The sequence below is a fragment of the Prevotella jejuni genome (assembly GCF_900187995.1).
GTDB lineage: Bacteria > Bacteroidota > Bacteroidia > Bacteroidales > Bacteroidaceae > Prevotella > Prevotella jejuni.
The window spans coordinates 107,841-123,863 of sequence record NZ_FZNZ01000001.1 but is presented as its reverse complement, the minus strand read 5'-3'; the positions used below and the strand labels follow the sequence as shown (position 1 = coordinate 123,863).

Genomic DNA, 16,023 nt, shown 5'->3' with positions numbered 1-16,023 from the left:
AAATACTATCTAAACATACTCTTCTCCTTGTAGGAATACACGTTTTACGATAGGTGTTGTATAGGCGTATGGAATAAATTCAATAGAAGGAATCGTGTCTGTAATAAAGAAATTAGCAACCTTTCCACGTGTGATAGAGCCATACTCTTTGCTCAGTCCCATTGCACATGCTCCATTTAATGTTGCTGCATTAATTGCTTCTGCAGGCATTAGTCGCATCTTGATACAGCCAAGCGAAACTATAAATTTCATATCTCCTGATGGCGTAGAACCTGGGTTATAATCACTTGCAAGGACAAGCGGTAGACCACAATCTATTATCTTACGACCCAAAGCAAAAGGAAGATTAAGGAAGAAAGACGTTCCAGGAAGTGCTGTTGGCATAGTTTCGCTGTTCTTAAGGATATCTATTTCTTCTTCTGTCATACTTTCTAAATGGTCAACTGACAGTGCCTTGTATTCTACACCTACCTCTACACCACCAGACGACGCTAACTCGTCAGCATGAATCTTAGGTCGCATGCCATATACAGCACCAGCTTTTAGAATCCGAGCAGTCTCTTCTGGCGTAAAGAAGCCTGTGTCACAGAATACATCTATAAACTCTGCTAAATTCTCATCACCCACAGCTGGTATCATTTCGTTGATAATTAAATCAACGTAGGCATCTTGTCTACCTTTATATTCACGTGAAACAGCATGTGCACCAAGGAATGTAGCAACAACTTTCAGTCGTGTTGTCTCTTTGATACGACGAATAACACGAAGCATCTTCAGCTCGTCTTCTGTGTTAAGTCCATACCCACTCTTTATCTCCACACAACCTGTTCCTTTCCTAATAATCTCATCAACACGCTTCATAGCCTGCTGGTAAAGTTCGTCTTCGCTCAATTCATGAAGGCGGTCTGCCGAGTTTAGGATACCACCACCACGCTTTGCTATCTCAGCATAACTAAGCCCACGGATCTTATCAACAAACTCTTGCTCTCTACTTCCAGCATAGACAATATGAGTATGGGAGTCGCACCATGAAGGGAGAACGGTTCCTCCATTCGCATCAACAACTTCCTCATTATCAGAAATTGGTGGACAATCATTCATCTCACCATAATCAACAAAGCATCCATCCTCTATCACAAGATAAGCATCTGACAGTGTGTTAAGTTCTGCCATCTCTTTACCTTTTAAACATAGCTTTCCTTCATGACCTATACCAGCAAGTAAGCCAATGTTTTTAACTATTAGTCTTTTCATTTCAAGCTTTTTCTCTAATCAATGAAAGTATAATAATATAAGATATTCAAAAGGAATAGGGCTACATCAAGATAGTATTTAATCTTGACGTAACCCCTTTTACCTTATTTATTTACGCAGGAATTCAACCGACTTAGCGATGTGTGGAGCCATAAACTCGTCCGTATCAATAAAAGGAACACACTCACGATAAGCCTTATGGATAGCTTCTATCGTAGGAGAAGATTTCAACGGACGACGGAACTCAAGTGCTTGTGCAGCGTTGAAGAGCTCAATAGCAAGTACACGCTCCGTATTCAATACAACCTGATAGAGTTTTGTTGCGGCATTTGCCCCCATGCTAACATGGTCTTCCTGTCCTTGTGAAGATGGAATACTGTCAACAGAGGCAGGCGTACAATAAGTCTTACTCTGGCTAACGATAGATGCTGCTGTGTACTGAGGAATCATAAAACCACTGTTTACACCAGGTTTAGCTACAAGGAAACTTGGTAGGTTTCGTGTGCCAGAAACGAGCTTGTAGATTCGACGCTCAGATATATTACTTAATTCACAGAGTGCTATAGCAAGGAAGTCCATTGGTTGTGCAATTGGTTCTCCGTGGAAGTTTCCTGCTGAGATAACAAGATCTTCATCAGGACAAACGGTTGGGTTATCGGTTGCAGCATTCACTTCAATGTCTATCACAGACTTAACGTATGCAATCGTATCCTTTGAAGCACCGTGCACCTGCGGCATACAACGGAATGAATAAGGGTCTTGTACATTGACTTTAGGCTGTTTAATAAGCTCACTGCCTTCTAACAATTCTCTTATTCGTGCTGCAGTATCAATCTGTCCCTTGTGATGGCGAACAGCATGAACGGCATGTGTGAATGGTTCTATGCGTCCATCGTAAGCCTCAAGAGACATTGTTCCGATGACATCAGCCCACTCACTCAAACGTTCACTTTGTAAGAGTGCCCATACAGCAAAGGCATTCATGTTCTGTGTACCGTTGAGTAAGGCAAGACCTTCCTTAGAAACAAGTTCTATTGCATCCCAATTCATCTTCTTCAAGATGTCAGCACCAGAGAAGATATTGCCTTGATATTCTACTTCTCCCATTCCTATAAGTGGTAGAGAAAGGTGAGCCAATGGGACAAGGTCGCCCGATGCGCCCAATGAACCTTGCATATACACAATAGGATAGATGTCGTTATTGAAGAAGTCTATCAGTCGCTCGACGGTCTTCAACTGACAAGCAGAGTAGCCGTAACTGAGCGACTGAATCTTGAGCAGCAACATTATCTTTACAATCTCATTAGGGACACGATCGCCCACACCACAAGCATGAGACATCACAAGGTTTTTCTGTAACTGTGACAGGCTATCCTTATCAATAGATATCTTACAGAGAGAGCCAAAGCCTGTTGTCACACCATAGATAGGAGTTTCTGATTCTATAATCTTATTATCGAGATACTCTCTACAACGAATAATTCGTTGACGTGCATCTTCAGAAAGTTCAAGCTTTGTGCCATTCTTTATTATCTCGCCAATCTGCTCTATTGTCAGATGTGCAGCACTAATCTGATGAATTTTGTTCATAGTTTCTACGGATTATAATAATAGATTTAATTGATTAAAAGGCTGTATTAATAATGTCATCTTCAACGATGTTAGGGAGTGTAACACAGAGTCCTGGTGTACGTTCCATCTCCCTACGGATAGCATCAATAGAACCAGTGTTGCGTGCCCAACTACGACGTGCTATGCCGTTGTTAACATCCCAGAGGAGCATCTGACGGATATGACGGTCGGCGTCTTCACTACCATCAATCACCATACCGAAGCCACCATTGATAACTTCTCCCCAGCCAACACCACCACCATTGTGGATAGATACCCATGTAGCACCACGGAAAGAGTCGCCAATAACATTCTGTACTGCCATGTCAGCACAGAACTGTGAGCCGTCATAAATGTTTGATGTCTCACGGAAAGGAGAGTCTGTTCCTGACACATCATGGTGGTCGCGTCCCAGAACTATGGGTCGTGAGATTACTCCTTTACGTATTGCTTCATTAAAGGCTAAGGCTATCTTTGTGCGACCTTCCGAGTCAGCATATAGGATACGAGCCTGAGAGCCAACAACCAAGTGATTCTTTCCTGCTTCTTTTATCCAATGAATATTATCATCAAGTTGACCGATAATATCTGGAGTTGCCGTCTTACGTATTTCTTCTAACACCTCTGTTGCAATGCGGTCGGATGTTTCTAAGTCCTTTGGGTCACCTGATGAGCAAACCCATCGGAATGGTCCAAAGCCATAATCAAAGAACATCGGACCCATAATATCCTGTACGTAAGATGGATAACGGAACTTACCACCTTCCTTCATGATGTCTGCTCCCGCACGACTTGACTCTAAAAGGAAAGCATTACCATAGTCGAAGAAATACATACCTTTCGCAGTCAGCTTGTTAATAGCAGCCACCTGGCGACGTAAAGACTCCTGCACTTTCTCCTTAAACACCGCTGGCTCATCTGCCATCATACGCTTAGACTCGTCCAAAGAAAGTCCTACAGGGTAATAGCCACCTGCCCAAGGGTTGTGGAGGGAGGTCTGATCACTTCCTAAGTCTACGTGTACATCTTCTGCTGCTAAGCGTTCCCAAAGGTCAACGACATTACCCACATAGGCCATAGAGACTGTTCGCTTTTCCTCAACAGCTTTTAATGCTGCAGGGATAAGTTCATCGAGTGAGGTGTGAAGTTCGTCAACCCAACCTTGGTCATAGCGTTTCTGTGCTGCCAATGGGTTGATTTCAGCCGTAATACTTACTACACCTGCTATGTTACCAGCCTTTGGTTGAGCACCAGACATACCGCCTAAGCCAGAAGTAACGAAGAGCATACCTTTTATACTTGTCTCTCCAGCCTTCAATCGTTTGCGTGCTGCATTCAAAACAGTGATGGTTGTACCATGAACGATACCCTGTGGTCCGATATACATATAGGAACCTGCGGTCATTTGTCCGTACTGACTAACACCTAAAGCATTATCTCGTTCCCAATCGTCTGGCTTAGAATAGTTAGGTATTACCATACCATTCGTTACCACTACACGTGGAGCATTCTTATGAGAAGGGAAGAGTCCGAGTGGATGACCCGAATACATCACTAACGTTTGTTCGTCAGTCATCTCACTCAAGTACTTCATCACCAAGCGATATTGTGCCCAATTCTGGAACACAGCACCATTACCACCGTATGTAATCAGCTCGTGAGGGTGCTGTGCAACAGCCTTATCAAGGTTGTTCTGAATCATCATCATGATTGCTGCTGCCTGTTGTGACTTATGCGGATAATCGCCGATTGGACGTGCATACATCTCATAAGTAGGGCGGAAACGGTACATGTAGATACGGCCATATTGCCTTAACTCCTCTGCAAATTCTGGTGCTAATGTTGCATGAAACTTCTTAGGGAAGTAACGAAGGGCATTGCGCAGAGCCAATTTCTTCTCTTCTTGTGTAAGAATATCCTTACGCTTTGGAGCATGATTGATAGAGGTATCGTATGCTTGTGGCTCAGGTAGCGTGTCAGCTATACCTGTGCAAATGTCTTTTACAAATTCTTCTTTTGTCATAGTTACGTAGTAGATCTATTTGGGTTGTAGTTATTTAAATAGGTTACGAAAATGAAAGGTAATAGCGAAAGCCTATAACAGACTAAGCTATCACTATATATCATTATGTTATTGTAGGTTTTTAGTTGGGCAGGCATAGTACACCTGCCCTTTTAATGATATATTATTCACCTTACTAAAGGTAGCTGGAGCGTAGTATATGTCTATTATATATAAGGTGTAAGAAACCTTATAATATAATAAGACACCTTACAGTTTAGCCTCAACTATCTTCATAATCTCAGCCTCTGCCTCATTAGCTTTCTCAATCAACTGGTTTGCTTCGGCCACTAATCGTGCTGCTGTCTCTTTGTCTTTCAAGCCAGAAGCATTAATCTTCACGTTTAGACCAGCACCGAGTACAGCCGCACGAGCTGCCAAGACACCAACGCCAGCGTCTGAGACACTGTTCGGATTACCTTCTTCTGCCATTGCTCGACAAAGTTCAAACACTTTGTATGAGGCCTTCATGGTGTGCAGTGGAACTTCCGTAGCAAAGAGTGTTGCTTCTTGTATCGCTTGTGAACGTGCTGCCTTTTCCTCATCAGTACCCTTAGGGAGGCCAAAAGCAGACATAATACGGTTGAATGCTTCTGTGTCTTCATCTACGAGTACCATCAGTTCTGCTTGTATTGCTTGACCCTTTTCAGCCCAGTTACTGAACTCTTCCCAGCATGCATCCCATCCTGCTTTATGGCTGGAAAGATTGGCTACCATTGTACCTAAAGCAGCACCTAATGTGCCCATATAAGCAGAGATTGTACCGCCTCCTGGGGCTGGAGACTCACGTGAAGTCTCATTAGCAAACTCTTTGACTGTCAAGTCAATGAGTTTTGGAGTCTTATCGGCATCTTCCAACAGATATTCAATCACCTTTTCACGTGGATTAAATGGCTTTAAGTCGTCTAAACCCATTGACATAATGGCAATCTTAATGATGTCTTCTTCTGGAATACCAGTTGAACGTTGCTGCTTCTTTAGGAAATAAGTTCCAGCTTCAAGGAGCGTACGCTTAGGGATAAGACCTACTATTTCTGTACCCGTAACACGTATGCCACGGTTTTGTGCACAGCGACAAACCTCGTCAAAGGCTACGTGGAGAGGAGTAATATTGATGTCTGTTATATTCATTGACACCTGTGCTATTCCATACTCATCAATGAACCAGCCAATAGCCTTTGTAGCTTTCAACGTACCAGGTTGCATAATGACTTCACCCTTCTCATCCTTCATTGGCTTACCAACAGGCGAACCTCCTTCACGCATAGGACGACCTTTCTCTCTAACATCGAATGCTATTGCGTTGGCACGGCGTGTAGAAGTTGTATTGAGGTTGAAGTTTGTTGCAATCAAGAAATCACGTGCACCGACTGCTGTACAGCCTGTTCGTGCTAACTGCTCATCCCATTCACGTGCACCATAGTCTGGTGCCTCTGCTGGTTCTGTCATACGTTGTGGAAGTCCTTCATACTCTCCTTTACGACAAATAGCTAAGTTCTTACGCTCTGGAGTCTTCGCTGCAGCTTCGTAGCAATAGCAAGGAACTTGCAACTCATTGGCGATACGCTCTGCCAACTGGCGTGCCAACACAGCACACTCCTCCAAAGTAATACCTGCAACAGGGATAAGTGGACAAACATCCGTAGCTCCCATACGAGGGTGAGCACCATGATGCTGCCGCATATCAATAAGCTGTGCAGCCTTCTTCACGCATCGGAAAGCAGCTTCAACAACTACTGATGGTTCGCCAACAAAGGTTACAACCGTACGATTAGTTGCTTCTCCTGGGTCAACATCCAGCAATTTAACACCTTTAACGCTTTCTACTTCATCAGTAATCTGCTTGATTACGTCTTTGTTTCGTCCTTCACTAAAATTAGGAACACACTCGATAATCTGTTTTTCTCGTGCCATATATAATTAAGATAGGTTTAAACAATGATTGTTTAGGTTTCGAGTGTAAAAATACAAATTAGTTTTTGTAATTCAAAACTTTTGATGTAAAACTATCAAAACAAACTTTATATGTTCCTTTTTTAACCGTAAATAGGCACGTAAAAGGGTCATAATTCGAGTCGTATATGTACTTATTAAATAAGGAGATAAGTAAGAATAAAATAGAAGAGATATGTATTCTTTTCTAAAAGAAGATTATGACTTACATTTATTTTCATGACTGGAAGAATTTATTTTCATGAAAAAAAATAATTATCTTCATGAAAAAAAATATTTCTTTTCATGAAGATAATTCAGAATAAACAGTTCCTTTTCTTTAGCTTATCGTCCTTCGTCTACGATAGGATACAGTTCAATGAACTCACCTTGGTGCTTCTTACCATCATTGATAACGGCTGAAATCTTCTCACTGACTACGTCTATCGAATGCGCACCAGGCCCTGTATAATGATTATTCAAGTCGGTAGTCGTTGCACCAGGATGTATATTGAATATCTCAACAGGTAAGTTATTCTTCTCAAACTCCATGGCCATAATACTGGTCATTGCGTTCTGCGCTGCCTTACTGGCTACATACGCCATTGGATGCCAGTAGGGACTCACCTCAGAAGGCACAGTGATGTTTACAATTCGCCCTTTGTTGGCTACGAGTAAAGGAACAAGTGCCTTTGTCAAGCAGAATGTTCCGATGTAGTTTACTTGTATCGTATCGGTCACATCATGCATGGCTGAATCATAACTTGCCACTTCCATGTTGCCAGGAATACCTGCATTGTTTACCAAAAGTGCTAAGTCATGATATTTCTCTTTCACTTCTTTTGCTGTTTGTTCCAATGACTTGTTGTCTGAGAGGTTGACATATTGCCAGCCTATTACGTCTACGCCTTCAGCCTTCAATGCTTTTACAGCCTCCTCGGCACGCTCATTATTACGTGCACCAACGATTACTTGCCAGCCACTCTTACCTAAAAACTTACAGATACCATAGCCAATACCCTTGTTGGCACCTGTTACCAATACTTTTGCCATATTTGTTTTTTTATATTTATCGGTGTGATACTTTTGCTGCAAAGATACATTATTTTATTGATAGAATATACTTTAACGATGATATATAATTACGAAAAAGAGCTTATTCTGTATATAATATCCTCATAAATCTCCTTTACATTAGTCTTTATAATCCTCAATTATTCTTTTATACAGTTTTTTTTACGTATCTTTGTGCAAAGAATTCGTCTATATTTAATTATTAATAGTATAATCTTATGAGGTTATTTAAGTCTATGATGCTTGCTACGTTAGCAGGACTCGCACTTTCTTCCTGTATTAGAGAAGAAGCATTAAATGCGGAAGCAGATATTACAGATGTTACGGTTGACGGTACAACACTTGTCCGTAAGCCTGTTATAACAAATAATGAAGTAATTTTCTATGTTAATGGATGGGAAGACCTATCCCACTTGGCACCCAAGTTTCATGTTACAGAGGGTGCAAAGATTGAACCAGAAAGCGGTACGGCATTAAACTTTACACAGCCTCAGAGCTATACAGTAACCTCTCAAGATGGACAATGGAAGAAGACTTATAAGGTGTCATTTGTGAGTAATGATGTTGCAACCGACTACCATTTCGAGACGCTCAAGGTTGATTCAACCAATAAATATAATACTTTCGTTGACAAAACAGCTGATGGTAACCTTGCAGAGTGGGGTAGTGGTAATGCTGGTGTATCCTTCCTTATGGGTGACAGCAAGGCTTCTGAATATCCAACAAGCCAAGCAGAAGAGGGTTATGTGGGTAAGTGTTTGAAGCTGACAACTGTTAGTACGGGTTTCCTTGGTGCAATGTTCGGTGCTCCGATAGCTGCTGGTAACCTCTTTACAGGTGATTTCCAAATTGATATGGGTAACCCTGCAAAGTCAACTCACTTTGGTCGTCCATTCTATAAGATGCCTAAGGAGTTGATTGGCTACTATAAATATAAGGCTGGCGAAAAGTTCCAAGATAAGGACAAAAAGGAGATTAAAGGTCGCAAGGATAGTTTGGCTATTTACGCAGTACTCTTTGAAACAGGCGATGGGGTAGAGTTTCTCGATGGTACGAACTCACTAACCAGTGACCGTATCGTCCTCCTTGCGCAACTTAAAGATGCAAAGGAGACTAATGACTGGACACGTTTCTCGATCTCATTCGAACCTGTAGCGGGTCGCACAATAGACAGTGAGAAATTGAAGAATGGTAAGTATAGCCTTGCAATCATCATGTCGTCAAGTAAGGATGGTGCTTTCTTCAATGGTGCAGTGGGTAGTACACTCTACGTGGATGAACTGAAATTGTACTTTGAGTAATAATGATTTGGAGTTGACAAGTAAACGAGTTCAATAGTTTAAGAGTTGACACAAAGATATTAAAGATAAAATAAAACAAATGAAACAACATATTATTACGGTTGTAATCGCAGCAATGAGTTGCACAACAACGGTCTTTGCACAAACAGACCGCACTTCTTCACTAAGTAGTGCAGAGCAGAATGGATGGGAGTATGAGGTGAAAGCGGGTGTAAACATTGGTGGTGCGTCTCCTCTCCCTATGCCAGTAGAAATCAGAAAGATAAGTAGTTATAGTCCAAAGTTCAATGGAACGATAGAAGGAACAGTCACTAAATGGCTTGGAAAAGACCAGAACTGGGGTGTATCTACTGGTTTGAAGTTTGAAGAGAAGGGTATGATAACAGATGCTAATGTGAAGAACTATAGCATGGAAATCCTCAATGACGGTAATCGTGTAGCTGGTTATTGGACAGGTTATGTGAAGACTAACTACAACTCAACGCTTCTCACAATCCCTGTCATGGCGAACTATCGTTTTAATGACCGTTGGAAAGTACGTGCAGGACTCTACTCTTCTATCAAGTTAGATGGCCAATTTACGGGTCATGTGAGTGATGGCTATTTGCGCGAAGGTACTCCTGTTGGTGAGAAACTAACTTTTGCTGACGGCAACACAGCTTCGTACGATTTCTCATCTAATCTTCGTCACTTTCAATGGGGTGGTCAGTTAGGTGCAACATGGCGTGGTTTCAATCACTTCACAGTCAATGCTGACCTCGCGTGGGCTTTTAATAACATCTTTGAAAGCGACTTTAAGACAATCAGCTTTGGACTTTATCCCATCTATCTTAACATCGGATTCGGGTATCGTTTTTAGTATTCTGAATAAGAGATAAATAGGAAGGCTCAGTCGACAACATCCTCGTTTGTCTACTGAGCCTTCCTATTTTTGATATATGTATATCTTTATCTCGCAATATGTTCCAATTCAACAGCCATCTCTTTCTGTAGTTCTTTTGCCTTTGCAGCAGCAACTTCAGCAAAATCGTTATCAGTGCTTGCGTAGATAATACCACGTGACGAGTTCACAAGCAGACCACAGTCTTTTGTCATACCATACTTACAAACCTCCTGTAAACTACCTCCTTGAGCACCAACACCTGGTACCAAAAGGAAATGGTTTGGGGCTATACGGCGGATATCCTCAAACATCTTGCCTTGTGTCGCACCTACTACATACATGAGGTTCTCGGTTGTTCCCCATTCTTGTGACTTCTTTAATACTTTCTCAAAGAGGCGTTCTCCCTGTTTATCTTCGATCAGCTGGAAGTCATGACTACCTTTATTACTTGTCAATGCGAGCAAGATAACCCACTTCCCATCATACTCAAGGAAAGGTTTCACACTGTCTTCGCCCATGTAAGGAGCAACGGTAACAGAGTCGAGGTTATACTCCTCGAAGAATGTCTGGGCATACATCTTTGATGTGTTACCAATGTCACCACGCTTAGCATCCGCAATGATAAAGTGGTTTGGATGGTTCTCCTTTATATATTGAATAGTCTTCTCAAAGGCTAACATACCTTTTAAGCCATAGCACTCATAGAAGGCAAGGTTAGGCTTATAGGCTACACAATAAGGTGCAGTAGCATCAATAATTGCTTTGTTAAAAGCAAAGATGGGTTCATCCTCGTTCTTTAAGTGTGCAGGAATCTTGTTTATATCAGTGTCAAGTCCTACACATAAGAATGTCTTCTTTGTGAAGATTTCGTTGATTAATTGTTGTCTATTCATAAAGGTTGACTATTATTTCGTTTATCAAAAGGGGTCTATAAATACTTATCAGTAGTTTTATATGGAGTGAACGACTCTTACGTCTGTTAATATCAAGTTATAACTAATTACGAGCCGTTCACTCCTTATACTTTTTATAATCTATTTCTGTGATGTGTCCTATTGTTAAGCCATAATGTTCTTATCCTCAACAGGCTTCTTTGTATCGCTTCTCACGTACAAAACGACCAAGAAAGAACCGATTATTGGGGCAATGCTTGTAGCAATAACCATTCCGATACTATCAATACGAGAGAATGATAATAAAAGTGCTGTAGTACCTACAGACATACAAGATGCTATTACTGCGAATATTATTGACACTAAGAACTTCCGTTCCCTTTTAACGGGTGCAGTGCCGACAGCGGTCACAACAAATATACTATACTTGATAAGTATGAAGACACTGTTAACTATAATACTTATAACCCCGTATTCATCAAAGTTTGATAATGCAAGTTTAACAGTGAAATTGTATGCTATATGAACCATAAACATAGCAAGAAAGGCTATTGGTAATACCAATACCCATCTAAGTGCAGGGCTCAAATTACTTACAAGACGCAAGTCATAGTTGCTATCAAACTCTAACTTACTACCACTTTTTGGCTTTTCTTCTGTATTCATATTTATCTATTATACTTGATTATAACTCTGTTTCCTTCAGCTTCTCAGCATTCTCAGCAACTGTCAAAGCGTCAATCATATCTTGAATTTCACCATTCATGAAACCTTGAAGGTCGTGGGTGGTGTAGCCGATACGGTGGTCCGTGACACGTCCCTGTGGGAAGTTATAAGTACGAATCTTGGCACTTCTGTCACCAGTTGAAACCAATGTCTTACGACGACTTGCGATATCATCAACATACTTCTGGTGCTCGTGGTCATAGATGTAAGTATAGAGACGACTCAACGCACGCTCTTTGTTCTTTGGCTGATCACGTGTCTCGGTACACTCGATAAGGATTTCTTCTACCTCACCAGTGTTAGGGTTCTTCCAAGGATAGCGTAGGCGTACACCAGACTCAACCTTATTAACGTTCTGACCACCAGCACCACTGGAACGGAAAGTATCCCACTTGATATCGCCTTCATTGATATTTACTTCGAACTTATCGGCTTCTGGCAATACTGCTACTGTCGCTGCTGATGTGTGCATACGGCCCTGTGTCTCTGTAGCTGGTACACGCTGTACACGATGAACACCCGATTCATACTTTAAGGTACCATAGACATTGTCGCCTTCGACGGCAAAGTCAATCTCTTTAAAACCTCCAGCAGTACCTTCAGAAACGGAAGTGATAGAGAGCTTCCATCCCTTCTTGTCACAGAAACGCTTGTACATATTAAAGAGATCACCAGCAAAGAGTGCTGCTTCATCGCCTCCTGCACCACCGCGAATCTCCATCTGAACATTCTTAGCGTCCTCTGGGTCTTTCGGTACAAGCAGTAATTTAATTTCTTCTTCAAGCTTAGGTTGAAGTTCCTCGTTCTCTGTCAACTCCTCACGTGCCATCTCTTTCATTTCGGCATCACTCTCATTAGCAATGATATCCTTTGCCTCTTTGATAGTAGTAAGACAGTTGATATAACGACGACGAGCATCCATAATGTCACCCAGGTCCTTATACTCCTTTGTTAACTTTACATAACGTGATTGGTCAGCAATGACATCTGGGTCGGTGATAAGTGTTGAAACCTCTTCGTAACGGGCCTCAAGACCGTCGAGCTTCTGTAATATATTATTGTTATCTATCATAATCTTTTTGGGAATATAATTATATTTCTTCTGTAAACTCTTCTTCGCTTATTGGAATATGTTTGTCTCTACAGTATTTTTGTATATCTCCATCCAACTTTGGATATTTATCACAAATGTTTTCTAATGCAGCTTTAGATGCCGTAAAATGCTTCTCGTCTGCTGTTAAAGCGGCCTCAACTGATTTAATGAAATCCTTAAAGGGTGGATTAATCTCGCTAAGTTTACTAACTGTCTTAAAGTCTATTTGTCTATCTTTAGCTTCAAACCAGACTTGACTCTCGTACGGATTGGCTTTTAGTAGGATGAAACCTATACCAAAAGAATGGTTAAGACGGGCAAGCTCATCTTTAAGTTCTTCATTGATATCAAAAGCTACAAGGTATCCATTATTAGCCCAACTTGAATTAGAAACAGCTTGAAAGAAACATTTTTTTAGTTCATAATCATTATCTATTTTACGCTTTAATTCGTATGAATATAGCCGTAAAGACTCTTTCTTGCTTATTGCTTTAAATAATGAATTACTAATAGGATTTGTTTGTTCGACGAACTTTGCACCAATAATATCAGGATGTATCCATTTCTGATGTTCGTCATCTTTCTTAGACCTCTCGTGGAAGATGGTCTTTGCCATAATCCCTTGATGCTGTAGAAAACAGCACAGAAGAGGATGGAGGTCGCGCTCATGAAATGGAACATTAGGTATGGTGCTATCTTGAGTACGTGAGGTTGTTGTCTTACCTATATTCTTAGAATATTCACTAAGGTAATAGCAGTATATATTCTTCTCATTCTGATAACGTCCAATACGTGTATCTCCATTCTTAACCATTGTTCCCAAACAGGCAGACACAGTCGAGTCAGGTGTCTTTGCTTTACTATTAAACTTAAAGACTCCTTTATCTAATATGTTTTGATAGACTTCTCTTGCTATAGCTCCTTTAGGAAAATCCTTTAAACTAAGTAATATGGCTTCTTTTATTATCATAATAACTTAATATTCAAATGTGCCAAACTCACTCTTAATCGTTAAGCTACGCTTGCCTTCTTCGATGTGTCCAACAACTTGTGCATCAATGTTGAAATCCTTGCTAATGGCGATTACCTGCTCAGCAACCTCTGGACGAACATAGATCTCCATACGATGACCCATATTGAATACTTGATACATCTCCTTCCAATCGGTATCGCTACAATCCTTAATAGCACGGAAAAGTGGTGGTACTGGAAACATATTGTCCTTAACGACACGGCAGTTCTCGTTTACGAAGTGTAGTACCTTAGTCTGTGCACCACCTGTACAATGTACCATACCATGGACCTCTGGGCGCAACTCATCCAACAATCGCTTGATGACAGGGGCGTAGGTGCGAGTAGGGGAGAGTACTAACTCACCTGCATTAATTGGACTACCCTCAACAACATCAGTTAGTTTATACTTGCCACTATATACCAACTCTTCTGGTACTGCGTGGTCATAGCTCTCTGGATAGTTCTCTGCAAGATATTTAGCAAATACATCATGACGTGCAGAAGTCAAACCATTGCTACCCATACCACCATTGTAGCGTGTCTCGTAGGTAGCTTGACCCGTAGAAGAAAGACCTACTATCACATCGCCTGGACGGATATTTGCATTGTCAATAACATCCTCACGACGCATACGGCAGGTAACAGTTGAATCCACAATAATCGTACGAACAAGGTCGCCAACATCTGCTGTTTCACCACCAGTAGGGTAGATGCCGATACCCATCTTGCGCATATCGGCTAAGAGTTCATCGGTTCCATTGATGATAGCAGAGATAACCTCGCCTGGTACAAGCATCTTATTACGACCTATGGTTGAACTAACAAGAATATTGTCTACCGCACCCACACAGAGTAAGTCATCTGTATTCATCACGATAGCGTCCTGCGCAATGCCACGCCATACGCTTAGGTCGCCTGTCTCCTTCCAATACATGTAAGCTAAAGCAGACTTCGTTCCGGCACCGTCAGCGTGCATAATATTGCAATACTCTGGGTCTCCACCGAGAATATCAGGGATTATCTTACAGAAAGCCTGTGGGTAAAGACCCTTATCAATGTTCTTGATGGCATTATGCACATCTTCCTTAGCAGCACTTACGCCGCGCATCATGTATCTGTTGTCCATATCTTTTAAAAGGAGTTTTGTCGTGCAAAGGTAGCTAATATTTGTTGATTATAAGTTGAATTAAAGCATAATTTTCAGGTAAAAGAGGCCTTTTGTGACTCTATAAAAGACTTATCAACTTCCAAGGGTGTTTTAGTGTCCAATCTATGAGAGATTTGTTTGGATTAAATGGAAGCAACATTCTTTAGCTTAGAGCGTCTGCTTTTATAGGTTAGCTAACTTTTCCTCAGCACGCTGAAGGTCTTCTGGCGTATCAATACCGATTGTTTCTACATCCGTAAGGCCTACCTTTATCTTATAACCATTCTGTAACCAACGTAGCTGTTCGAGGCTTTCTGCCAATTCAAGAGTTGACTGTGGAAGCTTACTAATTTCCATTAACACCTCAGTACGGTAAGCATAGAGTCCGATGTGTTTAAGATAAGGGAAATGAGAGAGCCATTCCTCATGTTCTTTCCCACGTACAAAAGGAATAACTGAACGTGAGAAATAAAGGGCATAACCATCGTTGTCGAGTACTATCTTAGGCGAATTAGGATTTTCCACAGCCTCCATTGATTCAAAAGGTTTACCGAGTGTTGCTATCTGTGTGCGTGGGTCATCAAAACACTGCATGACTGTCTCGAGTTGACTTTTCTGTATAAATGGTTCATCACCTTGTATGTTAATAACAGCATCAAAGCCTCCACCCACCTTTTCGAGGGCTTCACAGATTCTATCCGTACCACTCTTATGGTCACTCCGAGTCATAATGGCCTTACCACCAAAAGCCTCTACAGCATCATAGATACGCTGGTCATCGGTAGCGACAAAAACATCTTCCATCATACTACTTACTTGTCTGTAAACATGTTCAATTACAGGTTTTCCTCCAAGTATTGCAAGAGGCTTTCCTGGAAAGCGTGAAGAACTATAGCGAGCAGGGATAATTCCAATAAATTTCATACGTCTTTCTATCCGTTTAAGTTATATATATTATCTGTTAAACTTATCAGTATGCGCAAATGTAGTAAATCTTTATTAAAAAGGCGATGACTTCCTGACTTATTTCCTT

Annotated in this window: 13 protein-coding genes; 2 read left to right on the top strand and 11 right to left on the bottom strand. The window is 41.2% G+C overall.

The features are described from left to right. Window positions 1-9: 9 nt before the first annotated feature. The 5 genes from hutI to CHB62_RS00430 all read right to left on the bottom strand — a co-directional run bounded on the left by hutI (window position 10) and on the right by CHB62_RS00430 (window position 7,912). Window positions 10-1,254: an imidazolonepropionase gene (gene hutI / locus CHB62_RS00450; RefSeq protein ID WP_089365224.1), complete on the bottom strand. Its 1,245-nt coding sequence runs from the start codon at window positions 1,252-1,254 to the stop codon at window positions 10-12. A gap of 108 nt (window positions 1,255-1,362) precedes the next feature. After that, on the bottom strand, window positions 1,363-2,844 hold the full coding sequence (gene hutH / locus CHB62_RS00445) for a histidine ammonia-lyase (protein WP_089365223.1): 1,482 nt from the start codon (window positions 2,842-2,844) through the stop codon (window positions 1,363-1,365). 34 nt (window positions 2,845-2,878) lie between these two features. Continuing rightward, window positions 2,879-4,888, bottom strand: coding sequence for a urocanate hydratase (gene hutU / locus CHB62_RS00440; protein WP_089365222.1), 2,010 nt, complete (start codon window positions 4,886-4,888; stop codon window positions 2,879-2,881). 249 nt (window positions 4,889-5,137) lie between these two features. Beyond that, window positions 5,138-6,841 carry a glutamate formimidoyltransferase gene (gene ftcD, locus CHB62_RS00435; RefSeq protein WP_089365221.1) on the bottom strand — a complete coding sequence of 568 codons (1,704 nt, stop codon included), beginning with the start codon at window positions 6,839-6,841 and terminating at the stop codon, window positions 5,138-5,140. Between the two features lie 363 nt (window positions 6,842-7,204). After that, on the bottom strand, window positions 7,205-7,912 hold the full coding sequence (locus tag CHB62_RS00430) for an SDR family NAD(P)-dependent oxidoreductase (protein WP_089365220.1): 708 nt from the start codon (window positions 7,910-7,912) through the stop codon (window positions 7,205-7,207). Window positions 7,913-8,151: 239 nt separating this feature from the next. On the opposite strand from CHB62_RS00430, the gene CHB62_RS00425 reads away from it, so the two are divergent. Beyond that, entirely contained in the window at window positions 8,152-9,234 is a 1,083-nt protein-coding gene (locus CHB62_RS00425) for a PCMD domain-containing protein (protein ID WP_089365219.1), read from the top strand. A gap of 79 nt (window positions 9,235-9,313) precedes the next feature. After that, window positions 9,314-10,093 (top strand): porin family protein, encoded by a 780-nt coding sequence (locus CHB62_RS00420; RefSeq protein ID WP_089365218.1) that lies wholly within the window; start codon window positions 9,314-9,316, stop codon window positions 10,091-10,093. An 89-nt stretch (window positions 10,094-10,182) separates the two neighbouring features. On the opposite strand, the gene pyrF is transcribed toward CHB62_RS00420, so the two are convergent. The 6 genes from pyrF to kdsB form a co-directional block, all read right to left on the bottom strand. Then, window positions 10,183-11,010 (bottom strand): orotidine-5'-phosphate decarboxylase, encoded by an 828-nt coding sequence (pyrF, locus tag CHB62_RS00415; RefSeq protein ID WP_089365217.1) that lies wholly within the window; start codon window positions 11,008-11,010, stop codon window positions 10,183-10,185. Window positions 11,011-11,175: 165 nt separating this feature from the next. After that, complete coding sequence (locus CHB62_RS00410; RefSeq protein WP_089365216.1) at window positions 11,176-11,676, bottom strand: flagellar biosynthesis protein FliQ; 501 nt, start codon at window positions 11,674-11,676, stop codon at window positions 11,176-11,178. A 19-nt stretch (window positions 11,677-11,695) separates the two neighbouring features. After that, on the bottom strand, window positions 11,696-12,808 hold the full coding sequence (prfA, locus tag CHB62_RS00405; protein WP_009010762.1) for a peptide chain release factor 1: 1,113 nt from the start codon (window positions 12,806-12,808) through the stop codon (window positions 11,696-11,698). A 19-nt stretch (window positions 12,809-12,827) separates the two neighbouring features. Beyond that, on the bottom strand, window positions 12,828-13,799 hold the full coding sequence (locus CHB62_RS00400; protein ID WP_089365215.1) for a hypothetical protein: 972 nt from the start codon (window positions 13,797-13,799) through the stop codon (window positions 12,828-12,830). A gap of 6 nt (window positions 13,800-13,805) precedes the next feature. Next, window positions 13,806-14,969, bottom strand: a complete 1,164-nt coding sequence (locus tag CHB62_RS00395; protein WP_089365214.1) for an AIR synthase-related protein — start codon at window positions 14,967-14,969, stop codon at window positions 13,806-13,808. A 204-nt stretch (window positions 14,970-15,173) separates the two neighbouring features. After that, entirely contained in the window at window positions 15,174-15,914 is a 741-nt protein-coding gene (gene kdsB / locus CHB62_RS00390) for a 3-deoxy-manno-octulosonate cytidylyltransferase (RefSeq protein WP_089365213.1), read from the bottom strand. Between the last annotated feature and the right edge of the window lie 109 nt (window positions 15,915-16,023).